Origin of the sequence: Pseudomonas citronellolis (assembly GCF_001586155.1) — a bacterium.
Classification (GTDB): domain Bacteria; phylum Pseudomonadota; class Gammaproteobacteria; order Pseudomonadales; family Pseudomonadaceae; genus Pseudomonas; species Pseudomonas citronellolis.
The window spans coordinates 4,192,122-4,209,861 of the sequence record NZ_CP014158.1 but is presented as its reverse complement, the minus strand read 5'-3'; the positions used below and the strand labels follow the sequence as shown (position 1 = coordinate 4,209,861).

General features: G+C 68.9%; 16 protein-coding genes. 13 read left to right on the top strand and 3 right to left on the bottom strand.

The window, feature by feature from the left end; all coding sequences use genetic code 11:
* Window positions 1-156: 156 nt before the first annotated feature.
* The 8 genes from PcP3B5_RS18230 (at window position 157) to PcP3B5_RS18195 (ending at window position 9,278) form a co-directional block, all read left to right on the top strand.
* The gene (locus tag PcP3B5_RS18230) at window positions 157-1,371 is read left to right on the top strand and encodes an acyl-CoA dehydrogenase family protein (RefSeq protein ID WP_061562059.1); all 1,215 of its coding nucleotides are present in this window, start codon (window positions 157-159) and stop codon (window positions 1,369-1,371) included.
* A 16-nt stretch (window positions 1,372-1,387) separates the two neighbouring features.
* Window positions 1,388-1,894, top strand: a complete 507-nt coding sequence (locus PcP3B5_RS18225) for a flavin reductase family protein (RefSeq protein ID WP_043272029.1) — start codon at window positions 1,388-1,390, stop codon at window positions 1,892-1,894.
* Between the two features lie 101 nt (window positions 1,895-1,995).
* A complete protein-coding gene (mdeB, locus tag PcP3B5_RS18220; protein WP_061562058.1) occupies window positions 1,996-4,656 on the top strand; it encodes an alpha-ketoglutarate dehydrogenase in 2,661 nt (886 codons plus the stop codon).
* Window positions 4,657-4,668: 12 nt separating this feature from the next.
* Complete coding sequence (locus tag PcP3B5_RS18215) at window positions 4,669-5,955, top strand: 2-oxo acid dehydrogenase subunit E2 (protein WP_061562057.1); 1,287 nt, start codon at window positions 4,669-4,671, stop codon at window positions 5,953-5,955.
* Window positions 5,956-5,978: 23 nt separating this feature from the next.
* Complete coding sequence (locus tag PcP3B5_RS18210; RefSeq protein WP_009623105.1) at window positions 5,979-6,557, top strand: VOC family protein; 579 nt, start codon at window positions 5,979-5,981, stop codon at window positions 6,555-6,557.
* 10 nt (window positions 6,558-6,567) lie between these two features.
* On the top strand, window positions 6,568-7,452 hold the full coding sequence (locus PcP3B5_RS18205) for a fumarylacetoacetate hydrolase family protein (RefSeq protein WP_058070472.1): 885 nt from the start codon (window positions 6,568-6,570) through the stop codon (window positions 7,450-7,452).
* Window positions 7,442-7,819, top strand: coding sequence for a nuclear transport factor 2 family protein (locus PcP3B5_RS18200; protein WP_043272025.1), 378 nt, complete (start codon window positions 7,442-7,444; stop codon window positions 7,817-7,819). The genes PcP3B5_RS18205 and PcP3B5_RS18200 overlap by 11 nt, the downstream gene beginning before the upstream one ends.
* Window positions 7,820-7,916: 97 nt before the next feature.
* Complete coding sequence (locus tag PcP3B5_RS18195) at window positions 7,917-9,278, top strand: outer membrane beta-barrel protein (RefSeq protein WP_043272024.1); 1,362 nt, start codon at window positions 7,917-7,919, stop codon at window positions 9,276-9,278.
* A 60-nt stretch (window positions 9,279-9,338) separates the two neighbouring features.
* Here the strand turns inward: PcP3B5_RS18195 and PcP3B5_RS18190 are convergent, their stop codons facing one another.
* Together PcP3B5_RS18190 and PcP3B5_RS18185 are read right to left on the bottom strand one after the other, a co-directional pair.
* Entirely contained in the window at window positions 9,339-10,217 is an 879-nt protein-coding gene (locus tag PcP3B5_RS18190) for an alpha/beta hydrolase (protein WP_061562056.1), read from the bottom strand.
* Window positions 10,218-10,276: 59 nt separating this feature from the next.
* Window positions 10,277-10,852: a nuclear transport factor 2 family protein gene (locus PcP3B5_RS18185; RefSeq protein WP_009623091.1), complete on the bottom strand. Its 576-nt coding sequence runs from the start codon at window positions 10,850-10,852 to the stop codon at window positions 10,277-10,279.
* Between the two features lie 107 nt (window positions 10,853-10,959).
* On the opposite strand from PcP3B5_RS18185, the gene PcP3B5_RS18180 reads away from it, so the two are divergent.
* On the top strand, window positions 10,960-11,850 hold the full coding sequence (locus PcP3B5_RS18180; protein WP_009623090.1) for a LysR substrate-binding domain-containing protein: 891 nt from the start codon (window positions 10,960-10,962) through the stop codon (window positions 11,848-11,850).
* Between the two features lie 12 nt (window positions 11,851-11,862).
* On the opposite strand, the gene PcP3B5_RS18175 is transcribed toward PcP3B5_RS18180, so the two are convergent.
* Window positions 11,863-12,567 carry a GntR family transcriptional regulator gene (locus PcP3B5_RS18175; protein WP_043272022.1) on the bottom strand — a complete coding sequence of 235 codons (705 nt, stop codon included), beginning with the start codon at window positions 12,565-12,567 and terminating at the stop codon, window positions 11,863-11,865.
* A 172-nt stretch (window positions 12,568-12,739) separates the two neighbouring features.
* Here PcP3B5_RS18175 and PcP3B5_RS18170 point away from each other — a divergent pair, with 172 nt between their 5' ends.
* From PcP3B5_RS18170 to PcP3B5_RS18155, 4 genes are all read left to right on the top strand, one after another.
* Window positions 12,740-13,573, top strand: coding sequence for a fumarylacetoacetate hydrolase family protein (locus PcP3B5_RS18170; protein WP_043272021.1), 834 nt, complete (start codon window positions 12,740-12,742; stop codon window positions 13,571-13,573).
* A 75-nt stretch (window positions 13,574-13,648) separates the two neighbouring features.
* Complete coding sequence (locus PcP3B5_RS18165; RefSeq protein ID WP_043318375.1) at window positions 13,649-14,569, top strand: VOC family protein; 921 nt, start codon at window positions 13,649-13,651, stop codon at window positions 14,567-14,569.
* 105 nt (window positions 14,570-14,674) lie between these two features.
* The gene (mhpA, locus tag PcP3B5_RS18160; protein WP_061562055.1) at window positions 14,675-16,306 is read left to right on the top strand and encodes a bifunctional 3-(3-hydroxy-phenyl)propionate/3-hydroxycinnamic acid hydroxylase MhpA; all 1,632 of its coding nucleotides are present in this window, start codon (window positions 14,675-14,677) and stop codon (window positions 16,304-16,306) included.
* Window positions 16,307-16,371: 65 nt separating this feature from the next.
* On the top strand, window positions 16,372-17,724 hold the full coding sequence (locus PcP3B5_RS18155) for an outer membrane beta-barrel protein (protein WP_061562054.1): 1,353 nt from the start codon (window positions 16,372-16,374) through the stop codon (window positions 17,722-17,724).
* The last annotated feature ends 16 nt before the right edge of the window (window positions 17,725-17,740 follow it).

Genomic DNA, 17,740 nt, shown 5'->3' with positions numbered 1-17,740 from the left:
GGACCATCAAGGTCCTGAGCGCCGACGCCTGCCCGCGAGGAATCCGTTGCCATCCGGTGCGCCCTGGCGCCGCGGCCGGCGGGATTCGTTCGCCCAGAACAAATGAATGACATTTTAGTCATTGTGACATACAAGGTCGAAGCCATGAAAGAAGCGATGAAAGTGTCCGACGTAAGCGTGCTGCCCGTGGCCGAGCAGCGTCCCTCCCTGCAGGAGCTGGTCAAGCGCGCCGAAGCGCTGCAGCCGCTGCTGCGCAAGAACGCTGCGGAGTCGGAGAGGAATCGCCGCGCCGCCGAGGAGAACATCCAGGCCATGCGCGACGCCGGGCTGTTCCGGCTGATGGTGCCCAAGCGTTTCGGCGGCCACGAAGGCACCCTGCGCTCGCACCTGGAAGTGTCCGCGGCGCTCGCCGAAGGCTGCGGCGGCACTGCCTGGGTGGCCGCGCTGACCAACGTCTGCGCCTGGTTCACCAGTCTGTTCAGCGAGCGCGCGCAGAACGACGTGTTCGGCGCCAACCCCGACGCCCGCGTGTCCGGCGTGTTCAATGCCTCGCCCAACACCCGCCGCGTCGAGGGTGGCCTGATCGTCTCCGGCAAGTGGTACTTCTCCTCCGGCAGCCTGCACGCCGACTGGGCCGCCGTGGGCGCCGAGGAGCGCGACGCCAACGGCGCGCTGGTGGCCCAGTACCTGGCGCTGATCCCGCGCGAACAGTTCTGCATCGAAGACACCTGGTTCACCACCGGCATGCGCGCCTCGGGCAGCAACTGCATCGTCGCCGAGGAGGTGTTCGTGCCCGACCACCGCCTGCTGAACATGGGCGCGGCCATCGAGGGCGACTACCCCACCGAATTCAAGGACGAGGCCAGCTACCGCCCGCTGTTCGTGCCCTTCGCCGCGCTGATCCTCAACGGCCCGCAGCTGGGCCTGGGCCGCGCCGCGCTGAAGTACGTGATCGACAACGCGCCGCGCCGCGCCATCGCCTACACCTCGTTCGAGAAGCAGACCGACTCGGTGCTGTTCCAGGCCCAGGTCGCCGAGGCCGCGCTGAAGATCGACAGCGCCGAGCTGCGCGCCTTCCGCGCCGTCGACGAGATCGACGCCGCCGCGCGCGAGGGCCGCAAGCTCGACGCCACCACCCGCGCGCGCATCCGCGCCGACGTCGGCCTGGTCAACAGCCACATCACCGACGCCATCAACATCCTGCTCACTGCCCACGGCGCCGGCAGCTTCGCCGAGAGCAGCCCGATGCAGCGCTGGTGGCGCGACTCCAACACCGCCGCGCGGCACGCCGTGGCCCTGCCGAGCATCGGCCTGGAGCTGTACGGCAAGGCGCTGCTGGGCTTGGAAAACACCGTCACCCCGCTGATCTGACCGGGAGGGCAACCCCATGGACCCCAAACTCCTGCGTACGGTGATGGGCCAGTTCGCCACCGGCGTCACCGTGATCACCTACCTCGCCGACGGCGAGCCGGCCGGCATGACCGCCAACGCCTTCATGTCGGTGTCGCTGGAGCCGCCGCTGATCCTCGTCTCGGTGCGCAACGCTTCGCGCTTCAACCAGTGGGTGAAGGAGGGCGTGCGCTACGGCGTGAACTTCCTCGCCGAGACCCAGCGCCCGCTGAGTGCGCACTTCGGCGGGCGCCCGGAGGAGGGGCTGGAGCTGCCGTTCTGCCGGCACCAGGACACCCCGCTGCTGGACGGCAGCCTGGTGCAGCTGGTGGCGCGCACGGTGGACGTGCACCCGGCCGGCGACCACCAGCTGTACATCGGCGAGGTGGAGCACCTGCGCATCGGCGAGCAGCGCAAGCCGCTGCTGTTCTACAGCGGCCGCTACCACCAGATGCACGCCCGCTCGCCGGGCGCCGAGTGGAACGGTTGCCGCGAAGGCTGGTAGGCCCGCGCACCGACGATTGACCGCGCGAACGCCACGGCGCCCCCGGCAGGGGGCGCCCGGGGGCGGCTCGCGCCTGCGAAACCCTGATCGAGCGAAGAACCATGACAGCCAGGATCACCGAATCACCCCGCGAGCGCGCCGAACAGGACAGCGACCGCCAGGAAACCCACGAATGGCTCGACGCCCTGGAGGCCGTGGCGCGCAGCGCCGGCGGCGAGCGCGTCGACTTCCTCCTGCAGCGCCTGGCCGAGCATGCCAGCCACCTGGGCGTGCGCCCCTCGGCGCACCCCTATTCGCTGTACCAGAACAGCATCCCCCTGGAGCAGCAGCCGGCCTTCCCCGGCGACCTGGCCATGGAGGAACGCATCACCTCGATCATCCGCTGGAACGCCCTGGCCATGGTGGCGCGGGCCAACAAGGCCTACGGCGAGCTGGGCGGCCACATCGCCAGCTACGCCTCGGCGGCGGAGATCTTCGAGGTCGGCTTCAACCACTTCTTCCGCGCCGACAGCGCCGCCGGCAAGGGCGACCTGGTGTACTTCCAGCCGCACTCGGCGCCCGGCGTCTACGCCCGCGCCTTCCTCGAAGGGCGCCTGGGCGAGGAACAGCTGCAGCGCTACCGCCAGGAAGTGGACGGCGGCGGCCTGTGCTCCTACCCGCACCCCTGGCTGATGCCGGACTTCTGGCAGTTCCCCACCGGCTCCATGGGCATCGGCCCGATCAGCGCCATCTACCAGGCGCGCTTCCTCCGCTACCTGGAGCACCGCGGCATCGCCGACACCGCCCAGCGCCATGTCTGGGGCGTGTTCGGCGACGGCGAGATGGACGAGCCGGAATCCCTCGCCGCGCTGTCCCTGGCCGCCCGCGAGAAGCTCGACAACCTGACCTTCGTGATCAACTGCAACCTGCAGCGCCTGGACGGCCCGGTGCGCGGCAACGGGCAGATCATCCAGGAGCTGGAGGCGCTGTTCAGCGGCGCCGGCTGGAACGTCATCAAGGTGATCTGGGGCTCGGACTGGGACGCGCTGTTCGCCCGCGACCGCAACCACGTGCTGCTGCGCCGCTTCGCCCACACCGTGGATGGCCAGTACCAGACCCTCGGCGCCAACGACGGCAACTACAACCGCGCGCACTTCTTCGACCTCGACCCGGAACTGCAGGCGCTGGTCTCGCACATGAGCCCCGAGGAGATCGACGGCCTGCGCCGCGGCGGCCACGACTTCCGCAAGCTGCACGCCGCCTTCGCCGCCGCCAAGGCGCACGACGGCCGGCCGACGGTGATCCTGGCCAAGACCAAGAAGGGCTTCGGCATGGGCCAGGCCGGCGAGTCGCGCAACACCTCGCACCAGCAGAAGAAGCTGGACATCGACGCGCTCAAGGCCTTCCGCGACCGCTTCGCCCTGCCGCTGGACGACGCCGCTCTGGAAGAAATGCGCTTCTACAAGCCGGCCGAGGACAGCGCCGAGCTGCGCTACCTGCGCGAGCGCCGCGAGGCCCTGGGCGGCTACCTGCCGCGCCGCGTCGGCCAGGCCGACCCCCTGGCGCTGCCGGCGCTGGAGAGCTACGCGCAGTTCGCCCTGCAACCGGACGAGCGTGAAAGCTCGACCACCACCGCGGTGGTGCGGCTGTTCTCCAACCTGCTCAAGGACAAGCAGCTGGGCCCGCGCATCGTGCCCATCGTCGCCGACGAGGCGCGCACCTTCGGCATGGCCAACCTGTTCCGCCAGATCGGCATCTACTCGCCGGCCGGCCAGCTCTACGAGCCGGAAGACGCCGGGGCGATGCTCTACTACAAGGAAGCGCGCGACGGCCAGCTGCTGGAAGAAGGCATCACCGAGGCCGGGGCGATCTCCTCCTGGGTCGCGGCGGCCACCTCCTACAGCGTCAACGGCGTGGCCATGCTGCCGTTCTACATCTACTACTCGATGTTCGGCTTCCAGCGCATCGGCGACCTCATCTGGGCCGCCGCCGACCAGCGCGCCCGCGGCTTCCTGATCGGCGCCACGGCCGGGCGCACCACCCTGGCCGGCGAGGGCCTGCAGCACCAGGACGGCACCAGCCAGCTGATAGCTTCCACCGTGCCCAACTGCCGCGCCTACGACCCGGCCTTCGCCTCCGAGGCGGCGGTGATCATCGACCACGGCGGCCGGCGCATGCTCGAAGCGCAGCACGACGAGTTCTACTACCTGACGGTGACCAACGAGAACTACGTGCAGGCGCCGCTGGACGCCGCGCAGCACGCCGACGTGATCAAGGGCATGCGCCTGTTCGGCAGCCGCGGGGAGGGCGCGCCTGCGGTCCGCCTGCTCGGCTCCGGGGCCATCCTGCGCGAGGTCATCGCCGCCGCCGAACTGCTCGCCGAAGAGTGGGGCGTGGCCAGCGAGATCTGGAGCGTCACCAGCTTCTCCGAACTGGCCCGCGAGGCCCGCGAGGTCGAGCGCGAGCAACTGTTCGGCGAGCAGACCGAAGCGCGCAGCCACCTGCAAACCTGCCTGCCCGGCGCAGTGCCGGTGGTGGCCGCCAGCGACTACGTGCGCGGCTACGCGCAGCTGATCGCGCCCTACCTGCGGGCGCCGTACACCGCCCTGGGCACCGACGGCTTCGGCCGCAGCGACACCCGCCCGGCGCTGCGCCGCTTCTTCGAGTTGGACCGCCAGCACATCGCCCTGGCGGCGCTGGCCGGTATCGACCGCGACAAGCATGCCCAGGCCCGCGCGCGCTACGCCATCGACGGCGCCGCCGGCGCCCCCTGGAACCGTTGAGGAGTGAACGCCATGCAACAACTGATGGTTCCCGATATCGGCGACTTCAAGGACCTGCCGGTGGTGGAGGTGCTGATCAAGGCCGGCGATGTGGTCGCCGTGGAACAGCCGCTGATCGTGCTCGAATCCGACAAGGCGGTGATGGACGTGCCCAGCACCCTGTCCTGCACCATTCGCGAAGTGCTGATCAAGCCGGGCGACAAGGTCTCCCGGGGCAGCGTGATCGCCCATATCGAACCGGCCGGGGAGGGCGCCACCGCGCCTGTGGTCGCCGAAGCTGCGCCTGCGATTCCCGAGGCCGCGCCCGTCGTAGTGAAAGCCGAGCCGGTGGCCGCCGCTCCCGCGCCCAGCGTGCAAGCTGCGCCGGCGCCCGCCGCTGAAGAAGTCCGCAAACCGCAACTGGCCCTGGCCGGCCCGGCGGTGCGCAAGCTGGCCCGCGAACTGGTGGTGGACCTCGACCAGGTGCCGGCCAGCGGCCCCAACGGCCGGGTGCTGCGCGAGGACGTGCTGGCCTTCGTCAAGGCCCAGCGCGAACAACCGGCGGCCGCCGCCAAACTCGGCGGCGGGCTCGACCTGCTGCCCTGGCCGCAGGTGGACTTCGCCCAGTTCGGCCACGTCGAGCGCCGCACGCTGTCGCGCATCAAGCGCATCTCGGCGGCCAACCTGCACCGCAACTGGGTGAGCATCCCCCACGTCACCAACCACAGCCAGGCCGACGTCACCGAGCTGGAAGCGCTGCGCGTGCAGCTCAACGGCGAGGCGCGCGAAGGGCAGGCCAAGGTCACCCTGCTGGCCTTCCTGATCAAGGCCTGCGTGGCGGCGCTGCAACGCTTCCCGCAGTTCAACGTGAGCCTGGAGGGCGACGAAGTGGTGCAGAAGCACTACTTCCACATCGGCTTCGCCGCCGACACCCCCAACGGCCTGGTGGTGCCGGTGATCCGCGATGCCGAGCGCAAGGGCATCGCCGCGCTGGCGCAGGAAATGGCCGAGCTCTCGCAACTGGCCCGCGCCGGCAAGCTGAGCCCGGCGCAGATGCAGGGCGGCTGTTTCTCCATCTCGTCCCTGGGCGGCATCGGCGGCGGCCACTTCACCCCGATCATCAACGCGCCGGAAGTGGCGATCCTCGGCGTCGGCCGCGCCGAGCTGCAACCGCGCTGGAACGGCAGCGCCTTCGAACCGCGCCTGCAACTGCCGCTGTCGCTGTCCTGGGACCACCGCGCGGTGGACGGCGCCGAGGCCGGGCGCTTCCTCGCCTACCTGGCGACCCTGCTCGGCGACTTCCGCCGGGTGCTGGTCTGAGTACGACAACAAGGAGAACCGAGATGACTGCTTCCCAAGCCACGCCCGCCGAACGCATCGTGCCGATGAAAATGGCCCACCTGGTGTTCCGCTGCGCCGACCGCAAGGCCATGGTCGACTGGTACCGCAAGCTGTTCCAGGCCGAACTGGTGTTCGAGGACGACATCCTCACCTTCATCACCTACGACGACGAGCACCACCGCCTGGCCTTCTTCAACATGCCGCACCTGCCGCCGAAGTCCGACGAGGTCACCGGCGTGCACCACATCGCCTACAGCTACGCCAGCATCGCCGACCTGCTCAACACCTACCTGCGCCTGAAGGAAGAGGGCATCCGCCCCTACTGGTGCATCAACCACGGGCCGACCACCTCGCTGTACTTCCGCGACCCGGAAGGCAACGACATCGAGCTGCAGGTGGACAACTTCGTCGAGGCCGCCGACGCCGCGGCCTTCTTCCACAGCGAAACCTTCGCCAACGACCCCATCGGCCTGGAGTTCGACCCGGACGCCATGGTCGAGCTGTGGCGCAGCGGCGCCAGCGACGCCGAGCTCTGCCAGCTGGGCACCGCCGCCACCGGCACCCGCACCGTACTGGGATAAGGAAACGACCATGAAACTCTGCACCTTCAAGACCCCCGGCGGCCTGGTGGGCGTCGGCATCGTCAGCGGCGAGGGCATCATCCGCGTCGCCGACCACCTGTCCGCCGCGCCGCGCGACATGGCCGGGCTGATCGGCGAATGGCAGCTCTGGCAGGAGCCGCTGCAGCGCCTGGCGCAGCTGCAGAAGGCGGACTTCGCCCTCGATGAGGTGACTCTCCTGGCCCCGGTGCCGCGCCCGGGCAAGATCCTCGGCATCGGCCTGAACTACGCCGACCACGTCGCCGAGTCGGGCATGGCCACGCCGGCCGACCAGCTGTGGTTCGCCATGATGAACACCGCGGCCAACGGCCCCTACGCGCCCATCGACCTGCCGCGGGTGTCGGAGCAGCTGGACTACGAGGCCGAGATGGTCTTCGTGATCGGCAAGCGCTGCCGCCACGTCAGCCGCGAGCAGGCGCGCGAAGCGATCTTCGGCTACTGCGTGGGCAACGACGTCAGCGTGCGCGACTGGCAACTGCGCACCTCGCAGTTCGTGCTCGGCAAGTCGTTCGACGGCCACGCGCCCTTCGGCCCCTGGCTGGTCACCCCGGACGAGCTGGGCAACCCGCACGAACTGGGCATCCGCTGCTTCGTCAACGACGAGAAGCGCCAGGACTCCAACACCCGCGAGCTGATCTTCGACTGCTACCAGCAGGTGGAGCACCTGTCCAAGGTGATGACCCTGGAGCCGGGCGACGTGATCTTCAGCGGCACCCCCGGTGGCGTCGGCGTGGGCTTCAAGCCGCCGCGCTGGCTGCGCGAGGGCGACCGGGTACGGGTGGAGATCGACGGCCTGGGCGCCATCGAGAACATCGTCCGCGCCGAGCGCGCGGCAGGAGACGGCCATGCACGCTGAAGCCATCCAGCAGGAAATCCTGCGTCTAGAGAGCGAGCGCTGCCGCGCCCTGGTGCAGCGCGACCTGCAAACCCTGGCGGCGCTGATGGACGACGCCCTGGTGCACGTCCACGCCACCGGCAAGGTGGACGACAAGGAGCAGTACCTGGAAATGGTCGCCAGGCACATCGACTTCCTCAGCGTCGAGCGCAGCGACATGCGCGTGCGCGTGTTCGGCGACACCGCCATCGCCAGCGGCCGCCTGGAACAGGCCATCGTCCTGCGCGAGAGCGGCGAGGAGCGGCTGATGAAGGCCTACACCACCCAGGTGTGGCTGCGCGGGGAGGACGGCTGGCGCCAGTGCGCCTTCCAGGCCACCAACCTCTGACGGAGACCGATGCAAGTTCGCGGGCCGGCGACGGCCCGCGCCGGCAGGGACGCCGGAACCCACCCCACTGACAGAACAACAACAAGAGTCCACTTCCATGAACAACATCCGGGTGAAAGCGCTGGGTGCGGTGCTGGCCGCCTTCGCGATAATCGATTGCCACGCCGAGCCGGCCGGCGAGCCCGCCGAAGGCACGCTGTTCCGCAGCCTGTTCGGCGACGGCCTGCAACGCGACTACGGCATCACCACCTCCTTCCTGCTCGACATCGGCTACTCCCGCAACAACCGCTCCACCCACGACGAGCGCCGCGACGGCCTCAGCAACCTCCCCATCACCGGTTTTTCCGACGAAGGCTTCGAGCTGGGCAGCCTGCACCTGTTCGTCGACAAGCCGCTGAAGGCCAACTTCATCCCGCGCATCACCCCGCTGCCGGGCCCGGCTCCCGAGCAGGCGGATTTCGGTTTCACCTTCGAAGCCCTGTACGGGCGCAACGCCCAGTTCTCCCGGGCCTTCGGCTGGGACATGCACTGGGACGTCAATTCGCCCGGCGACGACGACACCGAGAAGGCCCGGCGCGACAGGCAGAACTTCGTCTCCATGCCCAACCTGGCCGCTACCGCCTACCTGCCCTATGGGCAGGGCTTCACCGTCATGGCGGGCATCTTCGGCCCGGCCTTCGGCTACGAGATTCCGCCGAACATCCGCCTGGCCCGCAACCCCTTCGCCAGCCGGACCTACGCCTTCGTCAGCAACCTGGTGACGGTCAGCGGCGTGATGCTGGGCACCCGCCTGCTCGACAGCCCGCATGGGCTGCTGGGGGTGGAACTCGGCGTGGCCCAGGGCTGGAGCAACCTGCGCGACAACAACGACGACAAGGCGCTGTTCGGTGCGCTGCGCTGGCGCACGCCCGACATGCAGACCTGGGTCGACTACGAGTTCATGCTGGGCAACCAGCAGAACGACAGCGTCAAGGACGTCCAGGCGCCGACCTCGCGGCTGATCTCCCCGGACGGCCAGCTCCGGCAGCAGCATTCGCTGAACGGCTGGCACCGCTTCGACGAGCGCTGGTCGATGGGCGCGGAGCTGGTCTACGGCCGCCAGGACGGCGACGGCAAGCCATCGACCGTGGACATCATCACCGGGCCGGGCTTCGATGGCGCCCATTGGTGGGGCGTCAACGCGGTGGTCACCTACCAGGTCAGGCCCGACCTGTCGTTCTCGGTGCGCGGCGAGCATTTCAGCGACCCGGACGGCTTCACGCTGTTCCCCACCACCACCGCCCGCGGGGACTTCAACGCCATCACCAGCGGCTTCCGCTACGAAGTCAGCAAGAACCTCTCGCTGCGCCCGGAGCTGCGCTATGACTGGTTCGACGCCCGCGAACACGATCGCCCGTTCGGCAACGGCCGGGATCGCGACCAGTTGACGGCGATGGTGGAAGCGCTCCTGTACTTCTGACGATCAATGAAAAAAGCCCTGGCAGCCCAAGCTGCCAGGGCTTTTCTGCCGGCCCGGGACCTATGCGCGGGCGGCGCAGCGCCTGGCGAACGCCAGTTGCTGCAACTGGAAGGCCTCGCCCGAGCGGTGGAAATCGATGCAGTGGCCGGCGTCCCTGAACAGCGCCGCATCCATCTCCGGGCAGTTGACGAAGGCATCGGCGAAACGCTGGATAGTCGCCTCGTCCACCGGCCACAGCTGTTCGAACTCGGGCTGCCGATAGTGCACCGGCACCTTGACCTGCGCAGCCAGCCGGCCGACCTGCTTCGGCCAGTGCATGCCGATGTCGATCAGTTCGCTGCGTGGGGCAGGGGCGCTCGCTCTGTAGCTGGCCTGCGGCATGACGCCTTGCTCGTAGGTGCCCGGCGGGCCGAAGAAGAACCCGTCCATCGCCTCCGGCGGCACGCTGACCAGGGCCTGTTCCGCGGGCACCTGGTTCCACTTGTCCTTGGAGGCCGGCACCGGGTCGAGCCCGACGCCGGAGATGGCGATGCCCAGCAGCGGCCAGGACGGTTGGCGCGCGGCGATGGCGATGGTGATGGCCCCGCCGATCGAGTGGCCGACCAGGACGATGCCGCAGGCCTTGTGCGAATAGCTGTGCCACAGGCCATGGATGGCCGAGTCGAGAATCTCCGCGTTGTCCATGATGCTTGGCGCGTTGGCGGCGTAGTCCGCGCTCAGGCCGTAGCCCGGACGGTCGATGGCGAAGATCGGCAGCTGTTGCGCCTGCGCCCGGTCCAGCAGCGAATAGCCCGCCACGTCGAAGTAGCGGGAGGAATAGGTGCCGCCGTGGATGGCGATGATCAGCGGATGCCGGTCCGGGCTTTCGGCCTCCGGTATCCGTCCGCGGCCGGACAGCGTGACGCCCAGCCCGCGGAAGACATAGTCCTGCTTGCACATGGTTTTTCGCTCCTCTTCTTGTTGTTGTGGTTTTCCGATCCTTTGGCGCCGGGCGAAGGCTAGGCGGCGAGCCAGGCCTGGGCCGCCTGCCGCATGGAGCGTTCCAGCTCGCTGCCGCGGGTGGCGAAGGTCCGGCCCAACGGGAAGCCGCTTTTCTCCAGCAGGTAGGCCAGGGGCGCATACTCGCGCGGATAGCGCTCCAGCACCTGCGCCTCGACCGCCACCGGCCCGCGCGGGAAGCTGAAGCCGCCCATGTCGTAGATGCTCTGGCGCTTGAGCAGCTTCCACTGGCCGTCGCGTTTTTCCGCCAGGTCGTAGAAGCGGTTGTGCACGCTGCAGCCCAGGCCCAGGCGCACGTTCTCGGCGACTATCACCGCGTTGGTCTCGACGATGGCGCGCTCGCCGTTCATCTCCACCACCGGGGTGCCGATCAGGTGCTTGGTGCGCAGGTCGGAGGCGCCCATGCGCCGCGAGCCTTCGATGAAGTCGGAGAAGGGGCCTTCGAACCAGGTGACCTCGATCACCCCGTCCGGGTGGAACAGCCCGGCCAGGCGCTCCCATTGGCCGAGGTCGCGGTGGATCCAGCCGGTGATCAGGTCGGTGATCTGCAGACGGTCTTCCAGGTAACTGTGCATGGTGTGTTCTCTTGCTTGTGGGAAATCGCCTCAGCATCTTCCCGCGCGGTAGCGAACTCAAATAGATTGATCTGAACAATCAATCACTAATTCTGAAGGATATGCCCATGGACCTGCGTCACCTGCGCTACTTCCTCGCCGTCGCCGAGGAAGGCCATTTCGGCCGCGCCGCCCAGCGCCTGCACATCGTGCAGTCGGCGCTGAGCATGCAGATACGCGCCCTGGAAGAGGAACTCGGCGGCCCGCTGTTCGTGCGCACCAGCCGCCGGGTGGAACTGACCGAGGCCGGGCGGATGCTGCGTGGCGAGGCCGAACGCACCCTGGCCCAGGCTGAACACGCCCAGCGCACGGTGCAGCGGGCGCTGCGCGGGGAGATGGGCACGGTGCGCATCGGCTTCGCCGGCAACGCCGTGTTCAGCGGCCGGCTGATGGCGGACGTGCGGGCCTTCCACGCCGTCTACCCGGAGGCCGAGGTGGTGCTGCGCGAACTGGCGCCGCACCTGCAGGTCGAGGCGATCCAGGCCGGCCAGCTGGATATCGGCTACGCCCCCAGCCACGGCGGGCAGATCGTCGACGACTCGCTGTGCTTCGAGCGCATCGGCACCTGGCCGCTGCTGGTGGCCATGCCCGACAGCCATCCGCTGGTCGATGCCCAGCCGCTGCAGGTGTCGATGCTCGGCGCGGAACCGCTGATCGTCTATGCCGCCCACGGCGCCGACGAGAACATGCTCGGCGGCCTGCGCCGGGCGCTGGGGCGCGAGCCCAAGGTGCACCGCACCAGCAGCACCCTCAGCGTGCTGGCGCTGGTGGCCGCCGGCATGGGCGTGGCGCTGGTGCCCGAGCCGCTGCTGCAGGTGCACATCCCGGGGGTGGCCTACCGCCGGCTCGGCGGCATGGAACCGCAGGCCGACCTGCTGCTGGTCAGCCGCAACGAGGAAACCGGCGGCGCCGTGCGCGCCTTCCTGGGCATCGCCCGCCAGGGGCTGGCTGGCGAGTGAGTCCGGGGCCGGTTAGCCCTTCAACGCCTCATGGGCCAGCACGCTGCGGGTGGTGGTCTCGTAGTGCTGCGCCAGCAGCGCGCAGGCCTTGTCCACGTCGCGCGCCAGGGCGGCGTCGAGCAGTTCGCGGTGTTCGCCGGGGACGTCGCGGCTGGCGCTGTCGTTGTAGTGCACCGAGAGCATGCGGTAGCGCGCGGTCTGGTCGCGCAGCATGTGCGACAGGCGCCGCAGCCAGGGCGAGCGGCAATTGGCGATCAGCGCCTCGTGGAAGGCCTCGTGGGCGTTCTCCCATTCCGGCTTCATCAGCCGTTCCGGGCCTTCGACGATGGGCAGGCGGTCCAGGCGGTGGTGGGCGGCGATCAGCCGGCTTTCCCACTCCAGGTCGCCGTTGCGGATGGACTCGGCCAGGGCCTGGCATTCGATGAGCAGGCGGGTGTGGGTGATGTCGCGGATTTCCTCCGCGGAGATGCGCCCGACGCTGAAACCCTTCTGGTCCTCGGCGCTGACGAAACCACTGGCGGCCAGGCGCGACAGCGCCTCGCGCAGGGGGATGACGCCGGCGTCGTAGTGCTCGGCCAGCTCCTTCAGGCGCAGGCGGCTGCCCGGCGCCAGGCGGCCGTTGATGATGTCTTCGCGGACCCTGGCCTCCAGTTGCGAGGCCATGGTGCGCTTTTCCGAGACTTCGGGCTGCTGTGCCCAGCGTTCGGCTCGGTTCATGGGCTTTACCACGGGTGATGACGGATGAGGCAGATGATACACATGGCGGCCTTTTATCGATAATTCTGAAAAAATATATTTTATCGTTGACGGCATATTTTCCTCGGATTAGCTTAGGGCCCATACCGCACTGCCTGGCGGTCGTCACGAACCACAACAAGAGGTCAGCTCCATGCGCTACGTTCGCTTCACTCACCAAGGCCGCCCGGTACTGGGCGTGCGTACTGCCGAAGGCGTCCGGGTCCTCGGCGAGGAAACCCTGGAGTCGCTGCTGGAGCGCGGCGTGGACCTGGCCACCTACGGCGCCGAGGCGCAGGGGCCGCTGGTGCAGATCGGCGAGCAGGACTACCTGCCGCTGATGAAGAAGCCCGGCAAGATCGTCTGCGTTGGCCTGAACTACGCCGACCACACCAAGGAATCGCCCTACGCCCAGCCGGACTACCCGACGCTGTTCCCGCGCTTCAACAGCAGCCTGATCGCCCACAACCAGCCGCTGGTGCGCCCGCGCATCTCCGACACCCTGGATTACGAGGGCGAGATGGCCGTGGTGCTCAAGAGCGGCGGCCGGCACATTGCCAAGGAGCAGGCGCTGCAGCACGTGGCCGGCTACGCGCTGTTCAACGAGGGCTCGGTGCGCGAGTACCAGTTCAAGTCGCCGCAGTGGACCGTGGGCAAGAACTTCGACGACACCGGCGCCTTCGGCCCGGACCTTGTGACCGCCGACGAACTGCCGGCCGGCGGCAAGGGCCTGCTGCTGCAGACCCGCGTCAACGGCAAGGTGGTGCAATCGGCCAACACCGAGGACATGCTGTTCGACGTGGCCACCATCATCTCCACCCTCAGCGAGGCGGTGACCCTCGAAGCGGGCGACGTGATCGTCAGCGGCACCCCGGCCGGCGTTGGCTTCGGCATGGACCCGAAGGTCTACCTGAAGGCCGGCGACGTGGTGGAAGTGTCCATCGAAGGCATCGGCACCCTGGTCAACCCGGTGGTGGACGAAGCCTGACCCCGGGCATTCCCGGCCAGATCGAAGCCTCCCGCTCCGAGGCTTCGACGACAAGAACAACAAACGGAGGCGATCATGACTGTCACTCCCCGCAGTGTGCATTCGATCGATCATTACGCGCTGTTCGTGCCCTCGCTGGCCGAGGCGCGGACCTTCTTCGCCAGCTTCGGCCTGGAAGTCGGCGAAACCGCGGATGCCCTGGAACTGCGCGCCGCCGACGGCCACCGCTGGGCGCGGATGCTGCAGGGCCCGCGCAAGAGCCTGGCCTACCTGAGCTTCAACTGCTTCGCCGAGGACTATGACGCCCTGCGCCAGCAGGCCGAGGTCGCCGGCGCGCGCTTCGAGGCCGGCGACGGCGAGGGTTTCTGGTTCCGCGACCCCGACGGCAACCTGCTGCAGGTCAGGGTCGGCGCCAAGCACATGCCCGACAGCAAGCACGCCGCGGCGCCGGTGCGGCCCGCCGTGCGCGGCGTCGGCACCCGCGACGAAGTGGCCCGGGTGCGCCCGCGGCGGCTGTCCCACGTGCTGCTGTTCAGCCCCGACGTGCCCCAGGCCGTCACCTTCTACGAGCGGGCCCTGGGCCTGCGGCTGTCCGACCATTCCCAGGACATCATCGCCTTCACCCACGCCCCGCACGGCTGCGACCACCACCTGGTGGCCTTCTGCAAGAGCGGCGCCAAGGGCTTCCACCACGCCGCCTGGGAAGTCGACGGCGTCGACGAGGTCGGCAACGGCGCCGAGCAGATGGCCAACGCCGGCTACCGCGAGGGCTGGGGCACCGGGCGGCACTGCCTGGGCTCCAACTACTTCCACTACGTCCGCGACCCCTGGGGCTCGTTCTGCGAGTACTCGGCGGACATGGACTTCATCGACGCCGGCAGCCAGTGGCCGGCCGGCGACTTCCCGCCCGAGAACTCGCTGTACCTCTGGGGCCCCAGCGTCCCCGAGTACTTCGTCCTCAACACCGAGACGGACAGCGCGCCGGCCAAAAGCTAGCGCCCCCAGCGACGCAGGCCGCGCCCTGGTCCCGAACACTTTCCTGCCGCGCAGGGAGGCGGGGAGCGGCTTGCCCAAAACCCACCCGGTTTCAGGTCAGCACAGATGAACGAAAACAAGATCCATGACGTAGCCATCGTCGGCTACGGCCCGGTCGGCCAGACCCTCGCCATCCTCCTCGGCAAGATGGGCTACAGCGTCGCCGTGTACGAGCGCTGGCAGTCCCTCTACCCGCTGCCGCGCGCGGTGTTCCACGACCACGAGATCCGCCGCGTATTCCGCATGATGGGCCTGGAAGAGGAACTGCAGGAGATTTCCCAGCCCTCGGCCTGCTACCAGTGGTTCAACGCCGACTGGAAGGTGCTGGTGGAAATCGACTGGTCGGCCGAGTCGATCAGCGACGGCCCCTTCGGCTACCTGTTCAACCAGCCGGGCCTGGAGGCCATCCTCGACCGTCGGGCCAAGGCCATCGCCAACGTCGAGGTCCACCAGGGCTGGGAAGTGCTGGGGCTGAGCCAGGACGCGCAGGGTTGCGAGCTGCGCATGCAACGCACCCAGCGCGGCGACGCGGCGCAGGCCACCGAGCAGCGCAGCGTGCGCGCCCGCTACGTGATCGGCGCCGACGGCGCCAACAGCGTGGTGCGCCGCGAATGTGGCATCGACTGGCAGGACCTGGGCTTCCAGGAGGACTGGCTGGTGGTCGACCTGCAGCCCAAGCCCGGCGTCGAGCTGGACGTGCCGGACATCGGCCAGTGGTGCAACCCGGCGCGGCCGACCACCATGGTCCCCGGCGGCCCCGGCTACCGCCGCTGGGAATTCATGCGCCTGCCCCACGAGAGCATCGAGGACCTGCAGAGCACCGACAAGGTCTGGGAACTGCTGGCGCCCTGGGTCACCCCGGACACCGCCAGCCTGGTGCGCCACGCCGTCTACCAGTTCCGCTCGCGCATCGCCCAGACCTGGCGCCACGGCCGCGTGCTGCTGGCCGGCGACGCCGCGCACCTGATGCCGCCGTTCATGGGCCAGGGCATGTGCTCGGGCATCCGCGATGCCTGGAACCTGTCCTGGCGCCTGGACCTGATCTTCCGCGGCATCTGCTCGGAGCAGCTGCTGGACAGCTACACCCTGGAGCGCAAGCCGCAGATCCGCGCGGTGATCGACGCCTCGGTGGAAATGGGCAAGGTGGTCTGCGTGGCCGACCCGCAGAAGGCCGCCGAGCGCGATGCCGCCTTCCTTTCCGGCCAGGTGCCGCCGCTGCCGCCGTTCCCCGGCCTGGTCGACGGCGTGGTGCACAAGGACGAACGCAACGGCCGCGCCCTGGGCCCGGCCGGCTGCCTGGGCGTACACGGCGAGATCGAGCGCGACGAACACCGCCAGCGCTACGACGACGCCTTCGGCCGCGGTTTCCACCTGGTGAGCATCGGCGACGACCCGCTGGCCGGGCTGGACGAGGCGCACAAGGCACTGCTCGAACAGCTGGAAGTGAAGGACGTGCGCCTGAGCGAGGACGGCGCGCCAGGCACCTGCCGCGACCTGTCCGGCAAGTACCACCAGTTCCTCCGCGCCGCCGGGCTGCAAGCCGTGCTGGTGCGCCCGGACTTCTACATCTACGGCGGCATCGGCCACGCCAGCGAACTGCCGCAACTGCTCGACGCGCTGCGCCGCGACCTGGCGCTGCAGCAGGGCCAGGGCGGCGCGCTGCGCGAGGCGCGGCGGCCGCTCGCCGCCCAGGTCTAGGTCCCTTCTGCCGCGGGGCACTCCCCCGCGGCACCCCTCTGAAAACAACAACAAGAGACAGAAGCATGCTCAACATCAAGGTGAAAACGCTTGGTGCGGTCCTGGCCGCCCTGGCGATCGTCGAATGCCATGCCGCCGAGGCGCCGGCGCCGGGGGAGGGCGCTCTGTTCAAGGGCCTCTTCGGCGACAGCCTGGAGCGCGACTACGGCATTACGGTTTCCGGCCTGCTGGACATCGCCTACGCGCGCAACAACCGCTCCACCCACGACGAACGCGAGGACGGCCTGAGCAACCTGCCGCTCACCGGCATGTCCGACGAGGGCCTGGAGTGGGGCAGCCTGCACCTGTTCGTCGACAAGGCGCTCAAGGGCACCTTCGTGCCGCGCATCACCCCGTTGCCGGGGCCCAAGCCGGAGGACTTCGCCTTCGGTTTCACCTTCGAGGCCAACTACGGGCGCAACGCCCAGTTCGCCCGGACCTTCGGCTGGGACATGCACTGGAACATGAACGAGGACGACGCCGCCAAGGCGCAGAAGGACAAGGACCGCTTCCTCGCCGTCCCCAACATCGCCGCCACCGCCTACGTGCCCTACGGGCCGGGCTTCAACTTCATGGCCGGGGTGTTCGGCCCGGCGCTGGGCTACGAGATCCCGCCGAACATCCGCCAGGCGCGCAACCCCTTCGCCAGCAAGACCTACGCCTTCGTCAGCGAGCCGGGCACCGTCTCCGGCGTGCTGGTCGGCACCCGCCTGCGCAATGACGCCAGCGGCATCCTCGGCCTGGAGCTGGGCGTGGTGCAGGGCTGGAACAACCTGCGCGACAACAACGACGGCAAGTCGCTGATGGGCGCCCTGCGCTGGCGCACGGCGGACATGAACACCTGGCTCGACTACGAGTTCATCGTCGGCAACGAGCAGAACGACAGCTTCTCCGACGTGCAGGCGCCGACCGCGCGGCTGGTCGCCGACAGCGGCCAGCTCAAGCAGCAGCACTCGCTCAACGGCTGGCACAGGTTCGACGAGCGCTGGTCCATGGGCGCCGAGCTGGTCTACGGCCACCAGGCCGGCGATGGCAAGGCCTCCACCGTCGACGTGGTGAGCGGCCCCGGCTTCGACGGCGCCCGCTGGTGGGGCGCCAACGCGGTCGTCACCTACCAGTACCGCCCGGACCTGTCCTTCTCCCTGCGCGGCGAGCATTTCAGCGACCCGGACGGCTTCATCCTGTTCCCCACCAGCACCGCCCGCGGCGACTACAACGCCCTCACCACCGGCCTGCGCTGGGATGTGACCGGCAACCTCTCGCTGCGCCCGGAAGTCCGCTACGACTGGTTCGACCCCCGCGACCACGACCGCCCCTACGGCAACGGCCGCGACCGCTCGCAACTCTCCACCATGGTCGAAGCGCTGTTCTACTTCTGACCGCCCGCCAACGTCC

What these genes read in the sequence shown, in the direction of transcription:
- PcP3B5_RS18230 (WP_061562059.1), top strand. Translation starts at nt 157, where the DNA reads ATGAAAGTGTCCGACGTAAGCGTGCTGCCCGTGGCCGAGCAGCGTCCC.
- PcP3B5_RS18225 (WP_043272029.1), top strand. Translation starts at nt 1,388, where the DNA reads ATGGACCCCAAACTCCTGCGTACGGTGATGGGCCAGTTCGCCACCGGC.
- mdeB (WP_061562058.1), top strand. Translation starts at nt 1,996, where the DNA reads ATGACAGCCAGGATCACCGAATCACCCCGCGAGCGCGCCGAACAGGAC.
- PcP3B5_RS18215 (WP_061562057.1), top strand. Translation starts at nt 4,669, where the DNA reads ATGCAACAACTGATGGTTCCCGATATCGGCGACTTCAAGGACCTGCCG.
- PcP3B5_RS18210 (WP_009623105.1), top strand. Translation starts at nt 5,979, where the DNA reads ATGACTGCTTCCCAAGCCACGCCCGCCGAACGCATCGTGCCGATGAAA.
- PcP3B5_RS18205 (WP_058070472.1), top strand. Translation starts at nt 6,568, where the DNA reads ATGAAACTCTGCACCTTCAAGACCCCCGGCGGCCTGGTGGGCGTCGGC.
- PcP3B5_RS18200 (WP_043272025.1), top strand. Translation starts at nt 7,442, where the DNA reads ATGCACGCTGAAGCCATCCAGCAGGAAATCCTGCGTCTAGAGAGCGAG.
- PcP3B5_RS18195 (WP_043272024.1), top strand. Translation starts at nt 7,917, where the DNA reads ATGAACAACATCCGGGTGAAAGCGCTGGGTGCGGTGCTGGCCGCCTTC.
- PcP3B5_RS18190 (WP_061562056.1), bottom strand. Translation starts at nt 10,217, where the DNA reads ATGTGCAAGCAGGACTATGTCTTCCGCGGGCTGGGCGTCACGCTGTCC.
- PcP3B5_RS18185 (WP_009623091.1), bottom strand. Translation starts at nt 10,852, where the DNA reads ATGCACAGTTACCTGGAAGACCGTCTGCAGATCACCGACCTGATCACC.
- PcP3B5_RS18180 (WP_009623090.1), top strand. Translation starts at nt 10,960, where the DNA reads ATGGACCTGCGTCACCTGCGCTACTTCCTCGCCGTCGCCGAGGAAGGC.
- PcP3B5_RS18175 (WP_043272022.1), bottom strand. Translation starts at nt 12,567, where the DNA reads ATGAACCGAGCCGAACGCTGGGCACAGCAGCCCGAAGTCTCGGAAAAG.
- PcP3B5_RS18170 (WP_043272021.1), top strand. Translation starts at nt 12,740, where the DNA reads ATGCGCTACGTTCGCTTCACTCACCAAGGCCGCCCGGTACTGGGCGTG.
- PcP3B5_RS18165 (WP_043318375.1), top strand. Translation starts at nt 13,649, where the DNA reads ATGACTGTCACTCCCCGCAGTGTGCATTCGATCGATCATTACGCGCTG.
- mhpA (WP_061562055.1), top strand. Translation starts at nt 14,675, where the DNA reads ATGAACGAAAACAAGATCCATGACGTAGCCATCGTCGGCTACGGCCCG.
- PcP3B5_RS18155 (WP_061562054.1), top strand. Translation starts at nt 16,372, where the DNA reads ATGCTCAACATCAAGGTGAAAACGCTTGGTGCGGTCCTGGCCGCCCTG.